Raw genomic sequence first — 24,769 nt, 5'->3', positions numbered from 1 at the left:
ATTATTTTAGTGATGAATGCTGATGATTGACATTGACGCTTTTGATTATGTTTTTTTAAGCACGCAAAGTCTATAATAAAAAAGATAGAAGTAATGTAGATGTGTAAAAATTAGAAAATGTTTATTTATATATAATCAGCCGATTATCAACAGTTTTTATAGTCGTAAGCCGAGATGCGCGGGCTATTATTATAATTTTCATTATCACATAAAAACTTATCAAAGCGGGTGTCATTATTAATATAACGATGCATAAAGGCTATGCCAGGTTTACTGAGTAATATCTCATTAAAGCGATAACTCGGGCAAAAGTGACTGCCGTTTTTTATCTCTATCTTCATTTTAGGCCCAGACGCATGGCTATAAAAGACATCGCTATGTTTCTTATTGGAAGCAATACGGTCATTTTGGCAGCTAATAAACAGCGCTGGTGTGTCCATGTCGGCATAGTCTTTATTATGATAGGGCGTTTGCGGAATAATGGCACGAACGGCACTGCGCTCTGTTGCCAAACGAAGCGCACCGCCACCGCCCATTGACCAGCCAATAGCACCCAAACGCTGGCTATCTATCTGATTGCCAACCGTGCTGTCATCAATAATGTGATCGAGGGCTGCACTCAATTGAGTTGCACGATTGTCTGGATCGTCATAGATAGAGTTGGTGTTGATGGTAATAACCACAAACCCCCAAGAAGCCAGGCGCGGTCCCCACCACTTGATAGAGGCTTCGTAAGACACATAACCGGGTATCACCGCGATACCGCCTAACAGACCACAGCCGCCAGCATTGGTTGGATAATGAATGGTTCCACCACCAAAGCCGTTTGCTAACTGGCGAGGCACATGCTTGCGAGCCACAGAAAAAGGACCGTTATCGCGGGTGTCTGAAAGCTCAGTCGCAGTAATGACGCTATCAGTAATACAGTTCGACGTTGTTGCTACTGAAGATTTGGTTAATACTTTAAAGGCGGAATCTTTGGTTGAGAGTTCTTTGATTGGCAATGCTTTTTTTGGTAAAACTTTGATTTGTGTTACTTCGTTTGACGTGACCGCCGACACATTGATAGAAGAAAGCAGTGCGCTTATAGCGGTAATCAAGCGTGGGGAAACAGTATTTTTTAGCATGATAGATAATCTGTTATTGGTAAGTTGTGTTTTTCTGCAGGCGGAATAATAGTAGACAGTAATCCATTAGCTGTCAAAAATAACAGTCACCTCTCCAGTGTTGAGAGTAATCAGTAGCATTCGTCTCGGTTTTAAAGTGAAGCCACTATAAATAACACAACGCCAATAACACACCGAAACCTGAGTCTAGTAGATGATGTGATAAAATAATAAGTCACGCATCGTTTTATCTTGAGCATAAGCTCAGATACTATCGTCTTACTCCCATCATCCATGTCTATCTAGCCTAGCTAAAAAAGGCATCCAATACAGTCAGTACTATTTTGAATAATACAAATAATGAAACCAAAAATAACCCCCAAATAAACCATCATAGCCGAGCGTCTGATACAGAGACGGTAACGGATCCAGATTATCAGCTGCCATTTTATGCGCCTTCATGGATATTAAAACTGACAATTTGCATGATTGGTATGTTTGCTTTTTTGCAGGTTTATTCTATTCAGGCAATTTTGCCCGTATTAATGATGGATCTGTCTGCAACCGAGGTACAAGCAGGAATGGTTGTTGGTGCCACGGTGATGGCAATTGCTATCATGTCACCGTTTTTGGGGATGCTGTCTGATGCCGTTGGCCGCAAATCTTTTATCGTTGGGGCATTGTTGTTTTTAGCAATACCCACTGCTTTGATCGCCCAAAGTCCCAGTATTGGCTGGATGGGGATGTGGCGGTTTATGCAGGGCTTGTCTGTACCCGGTATTACGGTGGTGACCATTGCTTATATTGGTGAAGAGTTCGAGGGCAGTGCAGTCACCGAGCTGATGTCGTTTTATGTGTCAGGTTCGGTACTCGGTGGGTTTCTAGGACGGTTTATACTTGGGCATTTACATGAGCTTATTGGCTGGCGTGCAGGCTATTATGTTATGGCAGCCATGACCTTAATAGGGGCGCTGTGGGTAAGTAAGATGCTGCCATCGTCACGGCACTTTATGGCTAATCCAAATTTTCGTTCGGCAATGCAAACACTCGGTGAGCACCTGACCAATCGTTATGTAGTGACTGCCTGCCTATTGGGCGCTTGTGTACTTTTTTCGCTAGTGGGCTGTTTTACCTTTATCAATCTGCATCTTGCTGGTACGCCTTATGAGTTAAGTACGGGCGCGCTTGCCAATATTTTTGCCGTATATTTAATTGGGGTTATCATCACGCCGTTATCGACCACCTTGCTACGCCGATTTGGGTCAGCACGTACCGTTCGAGTAGCGGTTGTGATATCGATGATTGGTGTGCTACTCACACTTGTGACGCCATTATGGGGCATTATCGTTGGGCTTGCCATTATGTCATCGGGCGTATTTGTCACCCAAGCTGCGACCATCAGTTATATTGCGGTGAATGTTAAAAAAGGTCGCTCCTTGGCTTCTGGTTTATATTATATGGGTTACTACGCTGGCGGCACTATGGGTGCATGGTTGTGCGGAATTGTCTACGCGCGTGGGCAATGGTCGCTCACGGTGTGGTTGTTGTTATTTGTACAAGTGCTGGCCTTACTAATCGCCAGCGTTGGCATGGTAAAAACAAGGGCCCGCACGAATTAATTTGATCTTTTAAAGGTGTTTTTATCACTAGGGCATGTCCTCAATCTGAACGAAATCAACTAAATGGGCTAAAAATGGCTAAATCTTGCCAAACTGTGTCAAATAGCTGGCTAATATCTTGATATTATCTGTGCTATTTTCCTTGTTTGACTGCAATTTATCTCGTTTTTATCACCATTTTCAAAATGAGGACACGCCCTAGTTTGATATATCACAATCACAACAATATTTAAATGATAGTTATCGAATTGATAGTCGTATGATACTTACGCAAGCAGGCTTTACATGGTCTGGGTTTTTTCCTACTATCGAAAGGTGCTTTATTCAAAATAATGATAACCATGCTAAGTAATAAGGCTGAATAATAAGGCTAAACGATAATAAAGCGATGCGCTATAAAAGCCATTGGAATTAACCAAAATAACCCACAAGGACGTCAAATTTATGTCAAATATTTATCATAGCGCACCCTCTGCATACGATTATCCTTTAATCGTAAAGCAACTACTGAACCGTGCCAAAACAGTGTCGCTCGATCAAGAGATTGTTTATGCCGACAAAAAACGCCTCACTTATAAAGATTTATTTAATCGTATTAATCGTTTGGCGAATGTTTTAGAAAATCTGAATCTTGCTGCTGGTGATGTGGTGGCAGTCATGGATTGGGACAGTAATCGATATCTTGAGTCGTACTTTGCGGTACCGATGTCGGAGTATATTTTGCAGACGGTTAATATTCGCCTGTCACCAGAAAAAATCCTCTATACCATCAACCATGCTAAACCCAAAGTACTGATGCTCAACTCTGAGTTTGCGCCATTGGTCAAAAACTATCAGTTTGAAAACTCAAGCATTGAGCATATTATTTGGCTTGATGATAATGGCGCGTCGTACGAAGGCGTATTCGGTGGCAACCAAAACCGCGTAGTAGGAGAGTATGAAGCTTTATTAGAAGCTGCTGATGACAGTTTTGATTTCCCAGACTTTGATGAAAATACCATTGCTACCACCTTTTATACCTCAGGCACCACAGGCGATCCAAAAGGTGTGTTTTTTAGCCATCGTCAATTGGTGTTACACAGCTTGGCGGAAGTGGCGACCCTTGGTATGTTACCCAATAAGCAGGGTGTCAGTTATGGTGATGTTTATATGCCGATGACGCCAATGTTCCACGTTCATGCATGGGGTTTTCCGTTTACCGCGACCATGACTGGTTTAAAGCAAGTCTATCCGGGTCGTTATGCTCCTGATGTATTGATGGATTTGATTATCAATGAAAAGGTAAGTATTACCCATTGTGTACCGACGATTTTGCAGATGGTACTCAAAGAGGCGCAGGATCGTGGCGCCAGTTTTAATGGTTTAAAAATGATTATTGGCGGCTCAAAGTTGACCGAAGGTTTGGCAAAGGCTGCCATGGCGCAAGATATCGAAGTTTACACCGGCTACGGTATGTCTGAGACAGCGCCGCTCATTAGTTTGACTGAGTTCAGCCTCAATGAGCCTGAGATGTCTGAGGAAGAAGATATTGCTCGTCGTTGTATGACAGGTAAGCCGGTACTAATGGTTGACGCCCAAATATGGAATACTAGCAATGAGCCGGTTGGTACGGGTAAAGACAATACCGGTGAGCTGGTATTACGAGCGCCTTGGTTGACCCAAAGCTACCTTAAAAATGACGATGCCGGTAAAGAGCTGTGGGAAAGTGGCTATATGCATACCCAAGATATCGCTTATGTACGCCCTGACGGCTATATTAAAATTACCGATCGTCTCAAAGACGTGATTAAGTCGGGTGGCGAATGGATATCTTCATTAGAGATTGAGACGATTCTATCGCTGCATCCATCGGTGGCTGACGTATCGGTGATTGGTATTCGCGATGAACAGTGGGGCGAGCGTCCATTAGCATTGGTAGTGCTCAAACCAGAATGTCAGGATACCAAAGCCGAGGATATCAAAGCACTGGCTGAGCAGGCTGTGACACGCGGTATTATTCCTAAGTATGGTGTACCAAGTCAGTTTAAGTTTGTCGATGAGCTACCAAAGACTTCTGTCGGTAAACACGACAAAAAAGTGATGCGTGAGATGTATGATAAGTAGACCTGAGATTGAGGACACGCCCTAGATAGGTCTAATTATTTTGTATTATGGGCTAAGAAGATTACACGCTTAATAGTTGACCTTTACCATTAGCTCTGTTACATTTTAAACCGATACGTTGTGTATCGGTTTATTATTTCTGGCAAGGATTGCCAGTTATATATTATGATATTATCTAATAAGGCCGTATTGCATCACCCATCGTTTACGCTAAGGACAGCCATTATGAGCGAGCAAACTATTAATCAAAGCAGCAGCCAAGCTGTTAATCAAAACCCTAATCAGGCATCTGATCCAACCTCTCAAACATCATCTGATACTAGCCAAAATTTTGCCGATATATATCATGATTCAATCAATAATCGTGAGGATTTTTGGGCGCAGCAAGCAAAACGTATCTACTGGCATAAAGCGCCTGAGCAAATCCTTGATGACAGCAATCTGCCTTTCGCTAGATGGTTTGTCGGTGGCGAGACCAATCTTTGCTATAACTGTGTTGATCGTCATCTTGAAGAACGCGCAGAGCAAGATGCTTTTATTTGGTTATCATCAGAGATTAATCAAGAATTGATAGAAACCTTTCCAACCGTCGTTGATGCCTTTAACGACTTGGGCAATAACGTTGAGCTTTATACGGACTATACCAAGCGCCGCCTAACCTATAATGATCTTTATAAAGAAGTTAATTACTTTGCCGATGTATTGCAACGTCAGGGTATTCAAAAAGGCGATCGCGTCATTATTTATATGCCAATGATTTTAGAGGCGGCATATGCGATGCTCGCGTGTGCGCGCATTGGTGCGGTGCATTCAGTGGTATTTGGCGGATTTGCCGCGCATAATTTAGCCATTCGTATGGATGATGCCGAAGCAAAAATGGTCATCACCGTCGATGCGGGTCTGCGTGGTGGCAAAGTCATTAATTATAAAAGCCTAGTCAACCAAGGTGTTGAGCAAGCTACGGTCAAGCCTGAACATGTGATGGTGGTCAACCGCGGTATTTTACCGTTTGAGCGAAAAGATATTGATGTCGATTATGCCACTGAACGCCGAATCAGCTGCGACGCCAATGCTATTGTTGAGCCAGTTTGGCTAGAGTCCAATACACCTTCGTATCTGCTCTATACTTCAGGTACGACTGGTACGCCAAAAGGGGTACAGCGTGACACCGGCGGTCATGCGGTGGCAGTGACTACGTCGATGGATTATATCTACGATGGTAAAGCGGGCGAGACTTTTTGGGCGATATCCGATATCGGCTGGGCCGTTGGGCACTCTTATACCATTTATGCGCCATTGCTCGCTGGCATGACCAGTGTTATGTATGAAGGTTTGCCGCATCGACCAAATCCAGGAATTTGGTGGCGAATTGTAGAAGCCAATAAGGTCAATATTCTATTCACCGCACCGACTGGTGTGCGTATGCTCAAAAAGCAAGATGAAACGTGGATGACGCGCTACGATGTTTCTAGTTTAAAATCATTCTTTTTGGCAGGCGAGCCACTTGATGAATCGACTGCCGGTTGGCTAACCAAGCATTTGGGTGTGCCAATTTTAGATCATTATTGGCAGACCGAATCAGGCTGGCCTATTTTAAGCAATACGCCTAAATTCAATGATAAGCCGCACAAACAAGGCTCACCCGGTTACCCAATGTATGGCTATGATGCCCAAGTAATTAATGAAGAAACTGGCGAGGCGTGTGCAGCTGGCGAAAAAGGTTTGCTGGCGATTCGTGCACCATTGCCACCCGGTTGCTTGACTACAGTTTGGCGTAATGATAAGCGCTTTATCGACAGCTATTTTAGCCTAACGGACAGCAATCAATATTCAACGTCAGACTATGCCGTCGTTGATGAGGATGGTTACTTCCATATTCTTGGTCGTACTGATGATGTCATTAACGTCGCTGGTCATCGACTCGGCACCCAGGAAATTGAAGAGGCGATTAGTACCCATCCCCAGATGGCAGAATGTGCTGTTGTGGGTATTCAAGATGAATTAAAAGGCGAGCTGCCCATCGCGTTTTGTGTCCTAAAAGACCACGAACAGGTCGCGACCACCGAAAACCGCTTCCGTATCGAGCAGCAAGTGATTGGCGCTGTAGTCAAGTCTCTTGGCGGTATTGCAAGACCAGCAGCGATTTACTTTCCGCAAGCACTGCCAAAAACTCGCTCTGGCAAAATCCTACGCCGTGCTATTCGCGCTTTGGCAGAAGGCAAGGAGACAGGCGATATGTCAACGCTTGACAATCCCGTAGCGATTGATGCTATTAAAAAGTCTATGAAAGACTATTGATAAGCTAAACTTTTATCATTATCTTATTTCAGTAAAGAAAAGCTCATGAACAACCATGGGCTTTTTTTATTTCTTAATTAAGTATAATTTTAATTGATTCACATAAACCTTGATAAAAGTTAGATAAACGCTTGACCCTAAAATTGGTTTATTGTTATAGTCAATAACGATACGAAATAAATCATTTTAAAATTAAAAGTTATTGATGAAAACTTATGGTTTTTACTCACTCTTAAGAATATAAAGACACCGTTAAATGGTAGTCTTGCAAACAAGATAAGGATATCTTATGCATCACGTTCAGCAGCTCATCAATGGTCAATTCGTTGATTCTAATACTAACGAATGGATTGATATTACCGATCCAGCCACTCAAGAAGTTATCGCTAAAGTCCCGCAAACGACGGATGATGAAATTAATCAAGCCGTCGCTGCGGCCCAAACCGCTTTTCAAACCTGGCGCAAAACGCCCATTACCACCCGTGCCCGCATCTTTTTGAAATATCAGGCCCTGATTCGTGAGCACATGGACGAGCTGGCAGAAACCTTGACCGCAGAGCAAGGCAAAACCATTGCCGATGCGCGTGGTGATGTATTCCGTGGTTTAGAAGTGGTCGAGCATGCAGCAGGTATTGCTAACTTGCAGATTGGTGATTTTGTAGAAAACGTTGCTTCAGGCGTCGATACTTATAGTATTTGGCAGCCATTAGGTGTTTGTGCTGGTATCACCCCGTTTAACTTCCCAGCGATGATTCCACTTTGGATGTTCCCAATGGCAATTGCCACGGGTAATACTTTTATCCTAAAACCATCTGAACAAGATCCCATGGTCACGATGCGTCTGGTAGAGCTCGCCATCGAAGCGGGTGTCCCTGAAGGGGTGCTTAACGTGGTGCATGGCGGCAAAGCAACCGTCGATGCAATTTGTGACCATCCAGATATTAAAGCTGTCTCATTCGTTGGCTCTACCAACGTCGGTAAACACGTCTATGAGCGTGCCAGTCAAGCAGGTAAGCGTGCCCAGTGTATGATGGGCGCTAAAAACCATGGCGTTATCTTACCTGATGCCAATAAAGAGCAAACACTCAATCAGCTAGCAGGTGCCGCATTTGGTGCTGCCGGTCAACGTTGTATGGCGCTGTCTGTCGTTGTTCTTGTCGGTGCCGCTGGTGAATGGATTGATGACATCAAAGCCAAAGCAGAAGGCTTAATCGTCTCAGCGGGTAAACATGATAAAGACTTAGGTCCGCTAATTTCGCCTGCCGCAAAAGCGCGTGTTGAGCATTTGATTGGTACAGGGGTAGAAGAAGGGGCAAGCTTGTTGCTTGATGGTCGTGGTATTACGGTCGAAGGTTATGAGAAAGGTAACTTCGTTGGTCCAACGATTTTTGATAATGTCACTGCGGATATGCAAATTTATAAAGAAGAAATATTTGGACCTGTATTATGTATTATGCGCGCCAATAGCTTAGATGAAGCGATTGAGCTACTTAATGCCAATCCACATGGTAATGGCACGGCAATCTTTACTCAATCAGGGGCTGCCGCGCATAAATTCCAACAAGATGTACAGGTCGGTCAAATCGGTATTAACTTGCCGATTCCTGTGCCACTACCGATGTTCTCATTCTCAGGCTCACGCGCTAGTAAGCTTGGTGATTTAGGTCCTTATGGTAAGCAAGCCGTTCAGTTTTATACGCAAACCAAGACAGTCACTGCGCGTTGGTTTGATGATGAGGCAAGCCGCGGCGTTAATACCACTATTTCAATCTAACGTTAATCATTTATATTGGCAGCATAGCGTTAATATTGCTTAGTATTTTTTAGGAAAAGCCTGATTTTATGATTGTCGCTATGCCGCTGCTATACTGTAGATACAACACTGTATAAACCACATTAGACTGACGGCTTATAACGTTCTCTCCACCATATTTGCTATGCACGCACAAGGATGACCCTATGGATTTTTCATTGACCGATGACCAAATCGCCTTTCGTCAAACTGCCCGTCAGTTTGCGCAAAAAGAGCTAAAGCCAAACGCGGCTGAGTGGGATCGCACCTCACATTTTCCAATTGATGTGATTAAGAAATCAGGTGAGCTTGGTTTTTTGGGACTGTATACCAATCCAGAATATGATGGTTTGGGCTTGCCACGCTTAGATTCTGCTATGGTTTTTGAAGAGTTGGCATGGGGTGATACGGCTGTTGCTGCCTATATGAGTATTCATAATATGGCTGGCTGGATGATTGGTGAATATGGTAGCGACGCGTTATGCAAAAAATATTTGCCCAACATGATCAGTGGCGAATGGCTTGGCAGCTATTGTTTAACCGAACCCAATGCTGGCTCTGATGCGGCTTCTCTACGTACTAAAGCCGATAAGCAAGGCGAGTATTACCTGCTTAATGGTGAAAAAACCTTTATCTCAGGGGCAGGCTCAACCGATGTGTTGGTGGTTATGGCACGTACGGGCGCTGCAGGACCCAAAGGCGTTTCAGCATTTGTGGTTGATGCCGACAGCGCTGGTATCGAATATGGCAAAAACGAGCATAAAATGGGCTGGAAAGCGCAGCCAACGCGTACCATTAGCTTTAAAGATGTCAAAGTGCCAGCAGAGAATCTCATTGGCGAAGAAGGCCAAGGCTTTCGTATCGCCATGAAGGGCTTAGATGGCGGTCGAATTAATATTGGGATTTGTGCAGTTGGTACCGCGCAAGCAGCACTTGAGACAGCGACCAATTATGTGCAAGAGCGCAGCCAGTTTGGTAGCCCAATTGCCAGCTTACAATCAGTACAGTTTAAGCTGGCTGATATGCTGACTCAAACTATTACCGCACGGCAAATGCTCTATCTAGCGGCTAATAAAGTCGATAATAAGGATGCGCAAGCTTCTACTTATTGTGCGATGGCCAAGCGATTATCGACTGATCTTTGTTTCGATGTCGCTAACGAAGCTCTACAGTTACACGGTGGTTATGGTTATCTAAACGAATATCCACTTGAGCGCCATGTCCGTGATTTACGCGTGCATCAAATTTTAGAAGGCACCAATGAAATCATGCGCGTGATTGTTTCACGTCAGCTGCTACAAGACGATGCGCTAAGTCAGTTACGCTAAGCAGTTTATATAAATAGATAATTTGCTTATTCGAATTTATCAATAAAGCGATTTTATAAAAATTATAATAAGGATGTTTTATGACGGATTACACTAACTTAAACTTATCGATTGACGGTCATACCGCCACAATCACACTCAATAACCCACCTGCCAACACTTGGACGATGGACAGTCTAAAGGCGCTTAAGCAATTGGTTGCTGATCTAAATGCTAATGATGATATTTATGCCTTAATCGTTCATGGCGATGGTGAAAAGTTCTTTTCAGCGGGTGCCGACTTGAACAATTTTGCCGACGGTGATAAAGGTCGCGCGATCAGTATGGCGATTGCTTTTGGCGAAGCGTTCGAAGCATTATCAGCCTATCGCGGCGTCAGTATCGCGGTTATCAACGGCTATGCGATGGGCGGTGGACTTGAATGTGCGCTGGCTTGTGATATTCGTATCGCAGAAGCGCATGCACAAATGGCATTGCCAGAGACTGGTGTGGGCTTATTGCCATGCGCAGGCGGCACGCAAAATCTAACGGCTCTCGTCGGTGAAGGCTGGGCAAAGCGCATGATATTGTGCGGTGAGCGCGTCGATGCAGAGACCGCATTACGTATTGATTTAGTCGAAGAAGTCACGGCAAAAGGTGGCGGTTTATTAGCAGCACAAGCATTGGCACAAAAGGTCGCTAAGCAATCGCCGGTTGCCGTTAGCTATTCTAAAGCGCTTATCCAAGCGGCTAGAAACACACCGCCTGCGCAAAACCTTATCCATGAGCGCGAAGCTTTCGTTAAGCTGTTCGATACAGAAGATCAGCGCGAAGGTGTACAAGCCTTCTTAGAGAAGCGCAAACCAAATTGGCAAAATAAGTAAAGTTTACTGCTTTATTTTTAAGCATAATATTTTTTCATTTAATTTTTGTAGGTCACTTTTATGACAGCAGCTATAGAAGATACAGCACAAGACGCGCCAGTATTGTTTGAGTCGGAGCCGACAGATTGTGGGCACCTGATTGGGATAATGACACTAAATACACCCAAATCGCTCAATGCGTTAAGCGTTGAGATGTGTCAGTTATTATCGCAACAGTTAACGCAGTGGCAAAGTGATGATCAAATGGTAGCGGTTGTTTTAAAAGGCGCTGGCGATAAGGCGTTTTGTGCAGGTGGTGATATCCGTAAGCTATATGACAGCATGTCTAGCAGTGCACCGCTACCGAATCCGTATGCCACAGAGTTTTTCGGTAATGAATATAACCTTTACCGACAAATGCATTTTTACTCTAAACCATTAATACTGTGGGGCGATGGCATCATTATGGGTGGCGGCATGGGGCTAATGGCGGGTTGTAGTCATCGTCTGGTCACTGAGCGTACCCGCTTTGCGATGCCTGAGATTACCATTGGCTTATTCCCTGATGCCTCCGGTAGCTGGTTCTTGCAGCGTATGCCTGCCAAAACAGGTTTATTCTTAGGGCTAACGGGTGCGATGTGTAATGGTAATGACGCACTATTGGCCAATCTTGCAGAGTATGCCGTTGCCAGTTCTGATTACGATGCCATTATACAGCGCTTAAAACAGAGTAATTGGCAATCGGGAGCTGATAGCACAGATAAAGGTCATAACAATAGCGCTCATAATATCGTCAGTCGCGCACTGGCAGCACAAACGGTAGCCGAATTGCCTGCTAGCAAATTAGCAGCCTACTGGCATCCGATTCAGCAGCTGATGAATAGTGGCGGTTTGAGTGACATTGATGCTTTGCTACAAAGTGATGAGGCGCTTGCACAGTTAGATAAAGATTTTGCTGCAGACAGCTGGACACAGCGAGCCGTGGCTACCTATCGACATGGCTGTCCGGTGACTGCTGCCTTGACCCATGCGCTTTATTATAAGGTTGCTGATTTATCGTTAGAGCAAGTGCTGTATCTAGAGACTAATGTCGCGGTACATTGTGCCGCTAATCCCGACTTTAAAGAAGGTGTGCGTGCGCTGTTAATTGACAAAGACCGCAATCCACAATGGTCGCGTTCGTTGGCAGAGTGCCTCAGCGCCGAAGGACAAGAATATATTGAGCAGCACTTTGTAAGTCCTTATGCTAAAGATGAGCATCCTTTTGGGGACTGGCTGGGCGATGAGTCACTATGCAATCAGCTCGTACGCTAAGAATAGAGTTTTGCGATTTACCATAACGATTAAATTTAAAAAGTCTAGGGTGTGTCCTCATTTTAAAGAGAGCACGCCCTAAATAAATGCAGAATTAATAACACAATCAACCATCAAGGAATGATGAGATGAATACAAAGGATACGAATACCACTAATACTGATAAGCCAGATATCGCCTTCATTGGGCTTGGCAACATGGGCGCACCGATGGCGGAGAACTTATTAAAGGCAGGTTATGCGCTATCTGTCTATGATTTATCTGAAGAGGCAACCCAGCGTTTACAGCAATCAGGCGCTCGCGTTGCAGCCAGTCCAAAAGATGCGGCAAGCAATGCTCAAGTCGTCATTAGCATGTTGCCTGCTGGCACGCACGTTCATTCTGTTTATTTAGGCGATGAGGGCTCTGAAGGCTTATTGGCGCAGCTCCCTAAAGGCACACTAGTGATTGATAGTAGTACCATCGCTGCGGCTGATGCAAGGACAGTGGCAGAAGCCGCAAGCAAGCTTGGCATAGACTTTCTCGATGCGCCAGTCTCTGGTGGTACGGGCGGCGCTATTGCAGGCAGCCTGACCTTTATCGTGGGGGGGAGCGAGGAGGGATTTGCCAAAGCCAAGCCGATATTAGGTGTGATGGGCAAGAACATCTTTCATGCGGGCGAGCATGGCGCAGGACAGGTGGCAAAAATATGTAATAACATGCTATTGGGTATCTTGATGGCGGGCACGGCAGAAGCGATTAATTTAGGTGTCAAAAATGGCTTAGACCCTAAAGTGTTGTCAGATATTATGCTGCAAAGTTCGGGTCGTAATTGGACATTAGAAGTCTATAACCCTTACCCGCAAGTGATGGAAAACGTACCTTCGAGTAACGGTTACCAAGGTGGATTTATGAGTAAATTGATGCAAAAAGATCTTAACCTTGCCATGCAAACCGCTAAAAATATCAATGTTGATACCCCTATGGGTGCTAGAGCCACTGAGCTTTATGACGCTCACGCGGTAGAGAATGGCGATAAAGACTTTTCTAGCATTATGGGGCGGCACGATAGCTCGCTACTATAGTTAAAATACTTTAAAAACGCTACCTGCAGTACGTGATGTAGCGATATTACTTCTCACTGACTATATCTTAGAGTGACGGAAGAAGCATAAAAAAAGGTCTTCGCTATTATTGTAGCGAAGACCTTTTTTAGGTTGCCCAGATAGCGTGCGACGGGGATAAACTTTCCTTTTAATAGTGAATCGGCTATATAACACGTTTGAATTTAGCTTTGTAGATCGTAAACCAGTGATTGGATGTCTTGCGCCGCTTTTTGTAAACGTGGCACGTGGGTCAAAAGGTCATCCAAAGACACGCGAATGGTTGGCGCATGAATATACAATGAAGCCAGATAGCGTGATTTTTTGTCCAATATCGGAACCGATACGGCGACCATTTCAGAGATAAACTCTTCATTGTCGATTCCGACGCCAGTGGCTGCGATACGATCCAGCTCTGCATTTAGCGCATCAATATCGGTAATGGTGTTTTTGGTGAATTTGTCTAATGGCAAGCCCTGCAGTATCTTAGCGCGGCTGGCAGCAGATAACTGGCTTAAGTAAAGCTTACCTGTCGCGGTACACCACATCGGTGATTTCGCACCTACTGGCAGGTAAATCTGAATGGGCAGCGTCGTTTTTGCTCGATTGGTATAAATCATACTCATCTGATAAGGCACCCCAATGCCGCAAGTTTCTTTGATCTCATCGACCAGATTTTGCAAAATCATTTGCCGCTCATTAAAGAACAGTCGCTGCTGCCAAAGCTCGACACTCAGATTGCGCACGCGCTTTCCAGGAATGATACCACCACCAATATCGACGGTCACAAACCCGTCGTCGACTAGGTTTTGAATCAATCGATGAATGGTTGGCTTCGGAATATCGAGCGCTTGAGACAGCTCAAGTGGAGAGAGGGGCTTGGCAGCATAGGACACCGCTTCGATAATCTCTAACACACGGGTAATCGACGATACTTTAGGCATATAAATAGCTCAATAGTAGTAAAAAGAATAAAACAGAGAACACCACAACGTTACAACGCTTTAATAAATAAGACCAATAGTGATAAATACGAAGTCTTACAACAAATTTACCATTAGCTCTAATTTAGCATAATCTCAAGCTTAGACAAGGGTTGGTCTTATATATAACCATATTTATGTGAACTGCCAGAATGTTTAAGGCTTTAGCTATAAAAGCAATACTAGATACGTCAACTCACAAAACACAACAAACTGTAGTAATAATCTATATAATAGCCATTGAGTTAAACGACGGGTTAGGTCATCATATTGACATATTTTGTAATACCTTTACATGAACGTTAAGCTACTTAATATTCATGTCGGCGCTGTCCGGTTACTTTGAGAACTTTGTGTAACAGGAATCTCAAGTTTTGCCAGTTGGTGTAGCAATTATTACAATACCTATGCAATCTTTACATAATGGCAAATAAAAAGCGCGTCTGTGGGGGTGACTTTTTGAGCCAAAATTGTTTTAATCTGCTCAACAAAATGATTGTTTAAAAAAAACTGAATTATCATTTTTTACGGGCGAGTTATTTCACACTTTAGGAGAGTACTTATGAAACTTATTAAATTAACAGCCATTTCTGCTGCTGTTTTAGCGTCAACTGCTGCACTTGCAGCTGAGCCAGTTGTTGTTGTTGATGACAATGATGCCGTTGTATACGAAGCAGAGCCAGTTGCTGTCGCCTATGAAGCAGAGCCAGTTGCCGTTGTTGACGACAATGCTGCCGTTGCATATGAAGCAGAACCAGCCAATGTACAAACAGCTAATGCATATAATGCTGATGCAGGCGTAGTACGTAACACTGCTGGTGCTGTAGTTGGTGGTACTAAGACTTTCTTCCAAACAGCTATCAATCCAGCAGCTGTTAGCGCTGAAATCGGTTCATTAGGTTACGGTGCGAACGTTGCTTGGGCACTTAACGACAAAACTGAACTACAAGCTGGTTGGGCAGGTGGCGATGTTGCTGACCTATTTGGCGGTGATTTCGATGCTGGCGACGTAAACTACGACGTTGATGCCGATTTCAGTAACCCATACCTAGGCGTGCAATTACGCCCTGCAGCTAACTGGTTCACTATGGGTGCTGGTATCATCGTACCTGACAACGATATCGACGTGCGTGCTAATGCTGATGGTAAGAATTTCACGCTTGACGGTCAGCAATACAATGCTAAAGCAGTTGGTACTTTAGACGGTACTTTAGAACATCGTAATAAACTAGCGCCATATGGTACGATTGGTTTCCGTCCAAACATCGGTAACAACTGGGGTGTGTTTGGTGAGATCGGTGCCGCATATATGGGTAAAACAACTGCCACAGTTAATGCAGCTGATCCAGATAGCGTAGTTAACTACACAGATGCAAATAATGTAAATCAAGTTACTACTGCAGGCGAAGTTGCTAAGATTGCTGAGCAGGAATTAGAAGATAAAGACTGGTTAGAATGGTTCCCAATCGTTAAATTGGGCGCAACTTACCGTTTCTAATCTAATCACAGCCTAAGTGCTGTTGTTAGAAGAAAAGTAAGCGCAAAAAACGATCCTCTCGAGGGTCGTTTTTTTTGGTCTAAAATAAAGTGATGTTTTTTTTAGAGTAATAATGCTTATATAGTTAGTGAAAAGTAATATCGATACATCACGTACTGCAGGTACTGTTTTTTCTAGCTTGCTGTGCCTATGCAGACAGAGGCTGCAAAAAAACTATACCCGCAGTATCGTAGCGTTTGTAAAGTATTTTAACTATAGATTGGCTAAAAAATGACGACAGTTTGTTGTGGGGATAAGACAGCGAGGTGATAGTCGGTTTGGCAATCTGCAATGATAGTCAAGAACGACTCTGTTTTAGTGCTATTGATCAAGTCAGGTATAAAGTAAGAGTAATCTTTTCCCAAGCCTTGTGCCAGTTTATATTGATGAATTTTTATAAAGCTCTCTTTTATTTGCCATAGCAATCTAGAAACACTGGCATGCTCATGACTGGTTAATTGCGCCAAAGCAGCAACCTCGTTATCGTCATAAAAGCGCTCGGCAACGTGCCATGGAATATCTTGCACTTCGATATCGATGCCAATAGCTCGATATTTGCTTAGAGCGACCGCCACTTTATCTCCTGAGTGGCTAAAGCATACATAGTAACCGCTATTGCTAAGCTGATAGGGAAATTGCGCGTCGTTAAGTATGTCATCGATTCCAAGCTCATCTAGCAAAAACTGTAAGAGTTGTCTGACACCGCTGCGTTGCTGCTCGCGTTTATGCTTGTGCTTATGCTTAAGGTATGGCTGCTCAGTGACAATCTGAGCGGTTATGCACCAAGATTGGCAGTCAAGCTGAGTGTAACGAATATGATGTAGCATTGGGGCTATTATGGGCATGGGCGTCGACATAGACATTGGTATGAGTTTTTAAATAGATGTTTGGCGATTATAGAATGGTCAATAATAAAAGCCCAGCAATATAATATTGCTGGGCTATTTTTAATAGAAGTGAACCGCTATCGGTGAGATTAGTAAGACAACTCAGCACGGCGGTTTTGTGCATAGGCGTCTTCAGTCGTACCAGCAGCAACAGGACGTTCTTCGCCATAGCTGATAACACGAATGTTATTTACCGCAACACCTTGCGTAGCAAGATAGTTACGTGCTGCTTGGGCACGGCGCTCACCTAGTGCGATGTTGTATTCACGGCTACCGCGCTCATCTGTGTGACCAGCGATGACCACACTCGCTGATGGGTTTGAGCTTAGCAATGCGGCGTGTTGGTTAAGAACACTGGCGGCTTGTGAGGTGATTTCACTGCTGTCAAAAGCAAAGTATACCACCGCTTGTAGATTTTCAGCGCCAGTAATCACCGTATTTGAGTTGTCGACGACAACTGCACCAGTGTAGCCTGCTTGCCCAGATGGGATACCTAGTGGGGCAACCACGACCTCAGAAGTCGTACGTTTGGTGGCACAACCTGTGGTTAGAGCAACAGCACTAGATAGTACGGCTAAGGCTGCGATCTTAGAAAAACTGATTGACATAATAAGCTCCTAAAATTTTAATTAATTAACTTTGTTGTTTTAAACTGCTTACGGTAAAACTTAGGCAATTGCTATCTATAATATACTAAATGTTACTTTATGTAAGTAGTATTACTGTAAGTAATTCGAGAAATTACATATAGATATATTGCCTATTATGCCAGCGTTTATCTTTTTCATAAGGTCTAATAGTATCGCATTAACCTATTTTAATTTATGATTACCCTTGAAATCTAGCGGTTTAAGTCAATGTAGCTTAGGGGCTGTATAGAATTCATCTATTAGGACTGCTGATCGCTAAAATAATTCCAGACTAGGCGTAAATCGAAGGTAATGTCGAGACCTTAGCTAGATTTACAACAACGTCTGGGGCGATTTTAGCATCAGTCCGAAGGAACAGGACTATTTTTTGCCACTTCATAGCCAAAACTATCGCGCTTAGAATAACTAAACTTACTATTTTTGGCGTCGAATTGCCTAAAAAATAGTCTCTGTCAGTTCCTTAGCTGAATTCTATACAGCCCCTAGACTGATATGGCTGATAATTATCCATCTTTTGCTTTATCTACTTTGCTATAAATGCTGTTATAAATATAACCATTATAAAACCAATAGGAAATCATATGTCTACCGCTGAAACCGCTGCGCAAATTGTCAATCCTGAAATGCCTGATGTGCCAGCGCATAATCCGAGTAAAATTAACTTAAAAGACTATCAACCGCCAAGCTTCGATGTGGAAACCGTTGATTTAGATATTAAGCTGTTCGAGGAGCATGCGCAGGTAGACAGTACCCTAAAAATGGTACGCCAAACTGTGGGTGATATTGTTTTGTTCGGTGAAGAGCTAGAGCTGCTTGCCGTTACGATGAATGGCGAGCAACTGACACCTGAGCGTTATCAGCAAACTGCAGGTAAGTTGACGATTACTGATGCGCCTGATGAGGTGACGTTAGCGCTTCAAGTGCGTATCTGTCCGCAGACCAATACCGCGCTTGAAGGTTTTTATATGGCGGGTAGTGGTGACGAAACGATGTTTGTCACTCAGTGCGAGCCAGAAGGCTTTCGTAAAATCACCTTTTATCCAGACCGTCCTGATGTACTCGCGATATTTACCACGCGTCTTGAGGCGGATAAGTGTTATCCAACGCTATTGGCCAATGGTAATCTAATCGAAGCGGGTGGGGTTGCAGAGGCACCAGACCGTCATTATGCGATTTGGCACGATCCAACCAATAAACCAAGCTACCTGTTTGCCTGCGTGGTTGCAGACTTAGATGTGCTAACGGATAGCTATACCACCAGCGAAGGTCGAGAGGTGTTGCTCGAAGTATATGCCAAGTCTGCCGATATCGATAAATGCGATGTTGCTATGCAAGCGCTCAAAGATTCGATGCAATGGGACGAGGTTAATTATGGTCGTGCCTATGACTTAGATCGTTATATGATCGTTGCGGTGAGTCAATTTAATATGGGTGCGATGGAAAATAAAGGTCTGAATATCTTTAATACTGCCTGTGTCTTATCTAGTCCTGAGACGACGACTGATAGCCGTAGCTTTAGCGTAAAATCTATCATCGCCCATGAATATTTTCATAATTGGACGGGCAATCGTATCACTTGCCGTGATTGGTTCCAGCTGTGTTTAAAAGAAGGTCTTACCGTCTATCGTGATCAATCGTTTTCAGCGGACCAGCAGTCAAGCGCGGTACAGCGTATCGATGATGTCGCCAATCTACGTGCCCATCAATTCGCAGAGGACGCAGGACCATTGGCGCATCCAGTACGCCCTGAAAGTTTCGTTGAAATTAATAACTTTTATACCACGACCGTTTATGAAAAAGGCGCTGAAGTCGTCCGTATGCTTGCTAATACTTTGGGTGCAGAAGATTTCCGTAAAGGCACCGATGAGTATTTTCGTCGCTATGATGGACAAGCGGTGACGGTTGAAGACTTCTTATCAGCGCTCAGTATCACCAATGACAAAATCGAGGACTTTATCGATTGGTATCGCCAACCAGGCACACCTGTTGTATCGGGTCATCAAAATTACGATAGCGCCGCACAAACATTGACGATTACCTTGAGTCAGCAAACTCGTCATGTCAGCGGTTTTGATGAGCCAAAACCCTTGCCAATTCCAGTGTCAACGGCATTATTTGATCAAGAAAGTGGCGAAATCATCGCTGAGCGTATGCTCCTGTTAGACCAAGCAGAGCAGACCTTCGTTTTTGAAGATGTGACTAGTGAACCTATCGTGTCATTGCTACGTGACTTTAGTGCGCCAGTACAGCTGAATTATGATTATCAAGACAAGGATTTGGCATTTTTGCTTAAGTATGAGACCAATGGTTTCAATCGTTGGCAAGTGACCCAAATGCTAGTCAATCGTATTTTACTGCAATCTCAAGGCTCAAAAAGTAATCCTGAAGTCTTCCTACAAGCAGTGGCACAGACGTTGCCTGATTTAGCTGCCGACGATGCGATGTTGGCTGCGCGCTTGCTTGATATCCCGTCAGCGCAAGAGTTGGCCGCTGCCATTCATAAGGATTACGATCCAGAGCTGGTCAAAACGCAACGAGATGGTTTATATCAGCAGTTGGCAGAGGCGCTAAAAAATCAGTGGGCAACGCTATATCAACAGCTACCTCTGCAAGCTTATGATGACAGCGCTGAAGCTCGCGGCAAACGCGCGCTACGTAATGTGGTGCTCGATATGGCATTGACTGCCAATGTTGAAGGTGCTGGCGAGTGGGCGCAGCAGCAGTATGACAATGCCAGCTGTATGACGGAGCGCTTTGGGGCGTTAAAGGCGATAATTAATCATCAAGTAGCAAATGCCGATGATTATTTGGACGATTTTTATAAACACTTTCAAGACGATGATTTGGTCATTGATTTGTGGTTCAGTGTGCAAGCGTCTGCCGATAACGTCAGCCCTGAGATTATCAAGTCACTATTGGCGCATAAAGATTTTGATTGGAATACGCCCAACCGTGTGCGCTCAGTGATTAGTGCCTTTACCTCGCAGCCAACGGTATTATGGACGCAAGAAGGCTTGGATATCTATACCGCTGTGATTAAAAAGTTAGATGACTTAAACCCTATGATAGCCTCGCGCCTATTGCAAGTGCTGGCGCGTTGGAATACCTTGGCTGAGCCACGTCGTCAAATGGCACATGAGCAACTGCTTGATGTACAGCAGCAGGCTTCCTCTAAGCATGTGCATGAGAGCCTAAGCAGTGTATTGGCAGCAGCGAATGAGTAGGTTTACATAAACCATTTTATAAGTGATAGAGTACAAAAAACCCCGTCTGACATTTAATGTCAGACGGGGTTTTTATGGTTATTAATGACGGCTATTAGCGGTTAGGCAATACGTCTTTGACCATGTCACGCAGGTTGTGCAATGCTTCGACGGTACTATCCCAGTCTAAGCAACCATCAGTGATAGATTTACCGTATTCAAGCTGGCTCAAGTCTTCAGTGAGCTTTTGGTTGCCGCCTTTTAGATGACTCTCAATCATCATGCCAATGATAGATTTATTGCCATTTTGAATTTGCTCTGCGACGTTTTTGATGACCATTGGTTGCAAGTAAGGGTCTTTACCTGAGTTGGCATGGCTTGAGTCAATCATAATCTTGCTACTGGTTTTACCTTTAGCCAGCGCGTCTTCTACTTGAGCAACGGCTGTTTCATCATAGTTAGGCTTGCCGTTACCGCCACGAAGAACGACGTGCGCGTATGGATTGCCTTTAGATTTGATGATTGATACTTTGCCGTCTGATGATAAGCCTAAGAAGCTATGACCGGCTTTGACCGCTTGCATAGCGTTGACAGCGACGGTCATGCCGCCATCCGTACCATTTTTAAAACCAACGGGGCATGATAAGCCTGAGCTCATCTCACGGTGCGTTTGGCTCTCAGTGGTACGAGCGCCAATTGCCGACCAGCTGATCAAATCTTGCATGTACTGCGGGGTATTCGGGTCAAGGGCTTCCGTTGCGCACGGTAGGCCTTTTGCGTTTAAATCAAGCAGTAACTTACGGGCTGTACGTAGGCCTTTTTCGATATCAAAGCTGTCATTCATATCAGGGTCATTAATCATACCCTTCCAACCAACGGTCGTCCGTGGTTTTTCAAAATAAACGCGCATCACTACGAATACGCTGTCTTCGATCTCTTTTGCCAATATGGCTAAGCGATCGGCATATTCGTGGGCGGCTTTAATATCGTGAATAGAGCAAGGACCAATAACCACAAATAGGCGCTTATCTTTACCATCCAAGATATCTTGGATAGTGTTGCGACCTTTGAGAACGGTTTTATACGCTTCGTTTGATAAAGGCAGCTCAGTTTTTAGCTCAGCGGGTGTGATTAAAGGAATGAACTTTTCAATATTCACGTCGTCAATATCTGCATTATGAGTAGCTGGTGTTGTCATGATTATATATCGTCTAGCTAATGTATAGGGATATTCATTATGCTGACAAAAGTGCCGGTTGACAAGGGCAGTCGCGTAGTTAATTGACTGATAACTGGAATGTTGAGGCTAAAACTTGGTTATAGTTGTTGGTTAGACATATTCTTATAGGGTTTATAACCTAACATAAAAACAATCTATTAAGTGGCTCTCTATACCTGAACTGAATCTAAATTTTGACAAATAGACTGACTCATGTATCCATATTTTTAATTGTCAGCACTGGATTTTATGTGCTAATTTCGCTATTTTTAGCAGCGTCACGTATGATGACGCTATAAATCACTTAATTCGAGCATTATAAATAATGCCATAGTGCATTTGAGTTGGCACCCTAACACTGATTTCGTGTGCTATATTTTATAATGATTCTGTATTTTAAAATATTTATATTTTTGACTTTTGTATTACTTTAATATTGAGAGCTTGTCATGACAGATTCTGCTACGCCTCACCAACCATCGGATGTAACGGTACAGCCCGATATTTATGATGACGTGTCTGCCGTGACAGCGGCGCCACTGGTCATCGGTATTGTTGCAGGCGAAGTCTCAGGTGATAGTTTGGGTGCAGATTTTATGCAGCAGATGAACAATCTACGTGATGATATCATTTGGATTGGCGTTGGCGGTGCCAAAATGCAGGCGCAAGGGCTGCAAAGTATTTTTCCGTTGTCACGTTTGGCAGTGATGGGATTGGTAGAAGTGGTTGCTCAGCTCCCTGACCTACTGAAAGCGCGCCGCGAACTGTTGGCGGCTTTTAAAACGGCAGATATTGATTGGTTTATTGGCATTGATGCGCCTGACTTTAATCTTCGAGTTGCCAAAAAACTAAAGCCTGAAGACGTATTTTGTGTGCAGTATGTCAGCCCTTCTATTTGGGCATGGCGCGAGTCGCGTATCCACAATATTAAGGCGGCGACCAATTTAGTATTGTGTTTATTCCCGTTTGAGCTACCAGTATATGAGCGTTACAACCATCCAGCGATATGTGTCGGTCATCCGTTATTGCGAACTATAGATCAGACGTTGTTAGATACGCCAATTAACCAGCGCCGTAGCGAGCTGGTTTGGCACAATGATGGTTTGCAGCAGTTTTTTATTGATCGTTTCGATGAGGTCAGCCAGCTTATTTGTGTGATGCCAGGGTCTAGACGTGGTGAGATAACGGCTATATTGCCATTGATGTTGGATGGGATTCAAAGGCTTATTTTATTAGACCCAAATCTGTGTTTTATCATTCCAACCGTTGATCAAAATCATCAGTATATCGTTCAAGAGGTCATTGATAAACGCTCAGAACAACTGCGCGCGGCTATTGTCGTGGTCTATGACGATAGCCAGCCCGCCTTTAGTCAGCAGGCAATGGCCGCATCAGATATGGTGATGCTCGCATCGGGTACAGCGACCCTTGAGGCGATGTTGCTTGAACGTCCGATGGTGGTCATTTATCAGTTGAATCAATTGACATATCAAATTGCTAAACGGCTGGTCAAAGTGCCTTATGTTGGCTTGCCCAATATCTTGGCAAACACTGCGATTGTACCCGAGCTTATCCAAGAGCAGGCGAGTGGCGACAATATCTGTCGCACCGTCATGCGCCTATTGCAACCGCGTGCCTATGCTGAGCAATTAAAAGCGCTCGTTGAAACCAAGCACTTATTACAGCAGCAAAGCAATCACGATCCCGCTAACAGTGTGATTGAGCAATGGTTTATGCAAGACAGCCATCTGTCTAAACAACCAATCACAAATCAAGCTTCGCAATAAATCAATAAGACATTATAAGTTATGAGTATTATGCCGCACACAGAACAAGATAATACAGAGAGTCATACATTACAGATTGAAAAAGTTATTGAACAAATTGATATCAAAGGACAGTATATTAATTTGGCGGCTCCAATACGTTTGAGTGGTCAGCTAAATGTGACGGATTTAATTGACCAATACGCGCCAAGCTCGAACCAAGTCTTTATTAATAAGTTACAGATTGGCATTGATGAAGCAGGGCGTGGACCACTACTAGGTAGCGTTCATGTCGCTGCTGCGATACTGCCGCTCACTTGGGCAGGCTTGATTGAGGCGGAGCCGCTCAAAGGTACGCCATTGGCTATATTGACAGACTCAAAACAGCTGAGTGAAAAAAAGCGGGACATTCTATATCCATTGGTTCAGCAGCATACCATTGGTTATGTCGTCGTTGACATTCCAGCAGCAGTCATCGATCAGGTCAATATCTTGCAAGCAACCATGCTCGGTATGCGTTTATGTACCGAAGTCTTATTAGAAGCGGCCGCTAAACATTTTGTGAGCATCAAACCAGACACCGATGATGCACCTTATCCTATGCAAGTAGAGGTGTTATTCGATGGTAATCGCTGTCCTGATTTAGACTATACACGCCTTGCTAAATTAGGAGTAAAAGAGTTAGCGATTGACTGCCAAGCTTGGGTAAAAGGCGATGCTCGCCATACCAGTATTGCAGCGGCGAGTATCTTAGCAAAAGTAAGCCGCGACAAAACTATGTATGCGCTTGATGCTCAGCATCCTGAATATGGTATCGCCAAACACAAAGGCTATCCAACACGCGCCCATATGGAAGCGATTGAGACGTATGGGGTATTGGCAGCGCACAGACGTAGTTTTGCACCCGTTAGAAAAGCACTTGAAAGCTAATAGAACTATACCTCTATGAAATAGCCTAAGCAAAATATATATTGTCATTTAAATAGAAAATCCCGCCGGCTCTTAAGAGTAAGCGGGACTTTCTTTAGCCATTTAAATTT

17 protein-coding genes are annotated in these 24,769 nt (G+C 44.0%); 12 read left to right on the top strand and 5 right to left on the bottom strand.

All coding sequences use genetic code 11. The features are described 5' to 3' along the window. Window positions 1-146: 146 nt before the first annotated feature. Window positions 147-1,127, bottom strand: a complete 981-nt coding sequence (locus ACT3TU_RS08900) for a dienelactone hydrolase family protein (RefSeq protein ID WP_192523844.1) — start codon at window positions 1,125-1,127, stop codon at window positions 147-149. Window positions 1,128-1,600: 473 nt separating this feature from the next. Between ACT3TU_RS08900 and ACT3TU_RS08895 the strand changes: the two genes are divergently transcribed. The 8 genes from ACT3TU_RS08895 to mmsB all read left to right on the top strand — a co-directional run bounded on the left by ACT3TU_RS08895 (window position 1,601) and on the right by mmsB (window position 13,466). Continuing rightward, complete coding sequence (locus ACT3TU_RS08895) at window positions 1,601-2,725, top strand: MFS transporter (RefSeq protein WP_225736932.1); 1,125 nt, start codon at window positions 1,601-1,603, stop codon at window positions 2,723-2,725. Window positions 2,726-3,169: 444 nt separating this feature from the next. Beyond that, on the top strand, window positions 3,170-4,828 hold the full coding sequence (locus ACT3TU_RS08890; protein ID WP_192523845.1) for a fatty acid--CoA ligase: 1,659 nt from the start codon (window positions 3,170-3,172) through the stop codon (window positions 4,826-4,828). 225 nt (window positions 4,829-5,053) lie between these two features. After that, a complete protein-coding gene (locus ACT3TU_RS08885) occupies window positions 5,054-7,126 on the top strand; it encodes a propionate--CoA ligase (RefSeq protein WP_192523846.1) in 2,073 nt (690 codons plus the stop codon). 289 nt (window positions 7,127-7,415) lie between these two features. Continuing rightward, window positions 7,416-8,900 (top strand): CoA-acylating methylmalonate-semialdehyde dehydrogenase, encoded by a 1,485-nt coding sequence (locus ACT3TU_RS08880; protein WP_192523847.1) that lies wholly within the window; start codon window positions 7,416-7,418, stop codon window positions 8,898-8,900. Between the two features lie 185 nt (window positions 8,901-9,085). After that, complete coding sequence (locus ACT3TU_RS08875) at window positions 9,086-10,246, top strand: acyl-CoA dehydrogenase family protein (RefSeq protein WP_192523848.1); 1,161 nt, start codon at window positions 9,086-9,088, stop codon at window positions 10,244-10,246. A gap of 80 nt (window positions 10,247-10,326) precedes the next feature. Continuing rightward, window positions 10,327-11,109: an enoyl-CoA hydratase gene (locus ACT3TU_RS08870; protein ID WP_192523849.1), complete on the top strand. Its 783-nt coding sequence runs from the start codon at window positions 10,327-10,329 to the stop codon at window positions 11,107-11,109. Between the two features lie 60 nt (window positions 11,110-11,169). Next, entirely contained in the window at window positions 11,170-12,402 is a 1,233-nt protein-coding gene (locus ACT3TU_RS08865; protein ID WP_444784290.1) for an enoyl-CoA hydratase/isomerase family protein, read from the top strand. A 128-nt stretch (window positions 12,403-12,530) separates the two neighbouring features. Then, window positions 12,531-13,466: a 3-hydroxyisobutyrate dehydrogenase gene (mmsB, locus tag ACT3TU_RS08860; RefSeq protein ID WP_192523851.1), complete on the top strand. Its 936-nt coding sequence runs from the start codon at window positions 12,531-12,533 to the stop codon at window positions 13,464-13,466. Between the two features lie 203 nt (window positions 13,467-13,669). Here the strand turns inward: mmsB and ACT3TU_RS08855 are convergent, their stop codons facing one another. Further along, window positions 13,670-14,428, bottom strand: coding sequence for an IclR family transcriptional regulator (locus tag ACT3TU_RS08855; protein ID WP_192523852.1), 759 nt, complete (start codon window positions 14,426-14,428; stop codon window positions 13,670-13,672). Window positions 14,429-15,029: 601 nt separating this feature from the next. Here ACT3TU_RS08855 and ACT3TU_RS08850 point away from each other — a divergent pair. Next, entirely contained in the window at window positions 15,030-15,965 is a 936-nt protein-coding gene (locus ACT3TU_RS08850; protein WP_192523853.1) for a hypothetical protein, read from the top strand. A gap of 263 nt (window positions 15,966-16,228) precedes the next feature. On the opposite strand, the gene ACT3TU_RS08845 is transcribed toward ACT3TU_RS08850, so the two are convergent. Then, on the bottom strand, window positions 16,229-16,849 hold the full coding sequence (locus ACT3TU_RS08845; RefSeq protein ID WP_225736931.1) for a 4'-phosphopantetheinyl transferase family protein: 621 nt from the start codon (window positions 16,847-16,849) through the stop codon (window positions 16,229-16,231). A 131-nt stretch (window positions 16,850-16,980) separates the two neighbouring features. Then, window positions 16,981-17,499 carry a peptidoglycan-associated lipoprotein Pal gene (gene pal, locus ACT3TU_RS08840; protein WP_192523854.1) on the bottom strand — a complete coding sequence of 173 codons (519 nt, stop codon included), beginning with the start codon at window positions 17,497-17,499 and terminating at the stop codon, window positions 16,981-16,983. A 623-nt stretch (window positions 17,500-18,122) separates the two neighbouring features. On the opposite strand from pal, the gene pepN reads away from it, so the two are divergent. Beyond that, on the top strand, window positions 18,123-20,765 hold the full coding sequence (gene pepN, locus ACT3TU_RS08835) for an aminopeptidase N (protein ID WP_192523573.1): 2,643 nt from the start codon (window positions 18,123-18,125) through the stop codon (window positions 20,763-20,765). Window positions 20,766-20,859: 94 nt separating this feature from the next. Here pepN and ACT3TU_RS08830 read toward each other — a convergent pair whose 3' ends face one another. Beyond that, window positions 20,860-21,942, bottom strand: a complete 1,083-nt coding sequence (locus tag ACT3TU_RS08830; protein ID WP_192523572.1) for a 3-deoxy-7-phosphoheptulonate synthase — start codon at window positions 21,940-21,942, stop codon at window positions 20,860-20,862. A 470-nt stretch (window positions 21,943-22,412) separates the two neighbouring features. Here ACT3TU_RS08830 and lpxB point away from each other — a divergent pair, with 470 nt between their 5' ends. Both lpxB and ACT3TU_RS08820 read left to right on the top strand, forming a co-directional pair. After that, entirely contained in the window at window positions 22,413-23,750 is a 1,338-nt protein-coding gene (lpxB, locus tag ACT3TU_RS08825) for a lipid-A-disaccharide synthase (RefSeq protein ID WP_192523571.1), read from the top strand. A gap of 21 nt (window positions 23,751-23,771) precedes the next feature. After that, complete coding sequence (locus tag ACT3TU_RS08820) at window positions 23,772-24,659, top strand: ribonuclease HII (protein WP_192523570.1); 888 nt, start codon at window positions 23,772-23,774, stop codon at window positions 24,657-24,659. The last annotated feature ends 110 nt before the right edge of the window (window positions 24,660-24,769 follow it).

The organism is Psychrobacter sp. AOP3-A1-26, from assembly GCF_052378235.1.
Classification (GTDB): domain Bacteria; phylum Pseudomonadota; class Gammaproteobacteria; order Pseudomonadales; family Moraxellaceae; genus Psychrobacter.
Note: the sequence above shows the minus strand (reverse complement) of the source record. Positions and strands in the feature narration are given on the sequence as shown.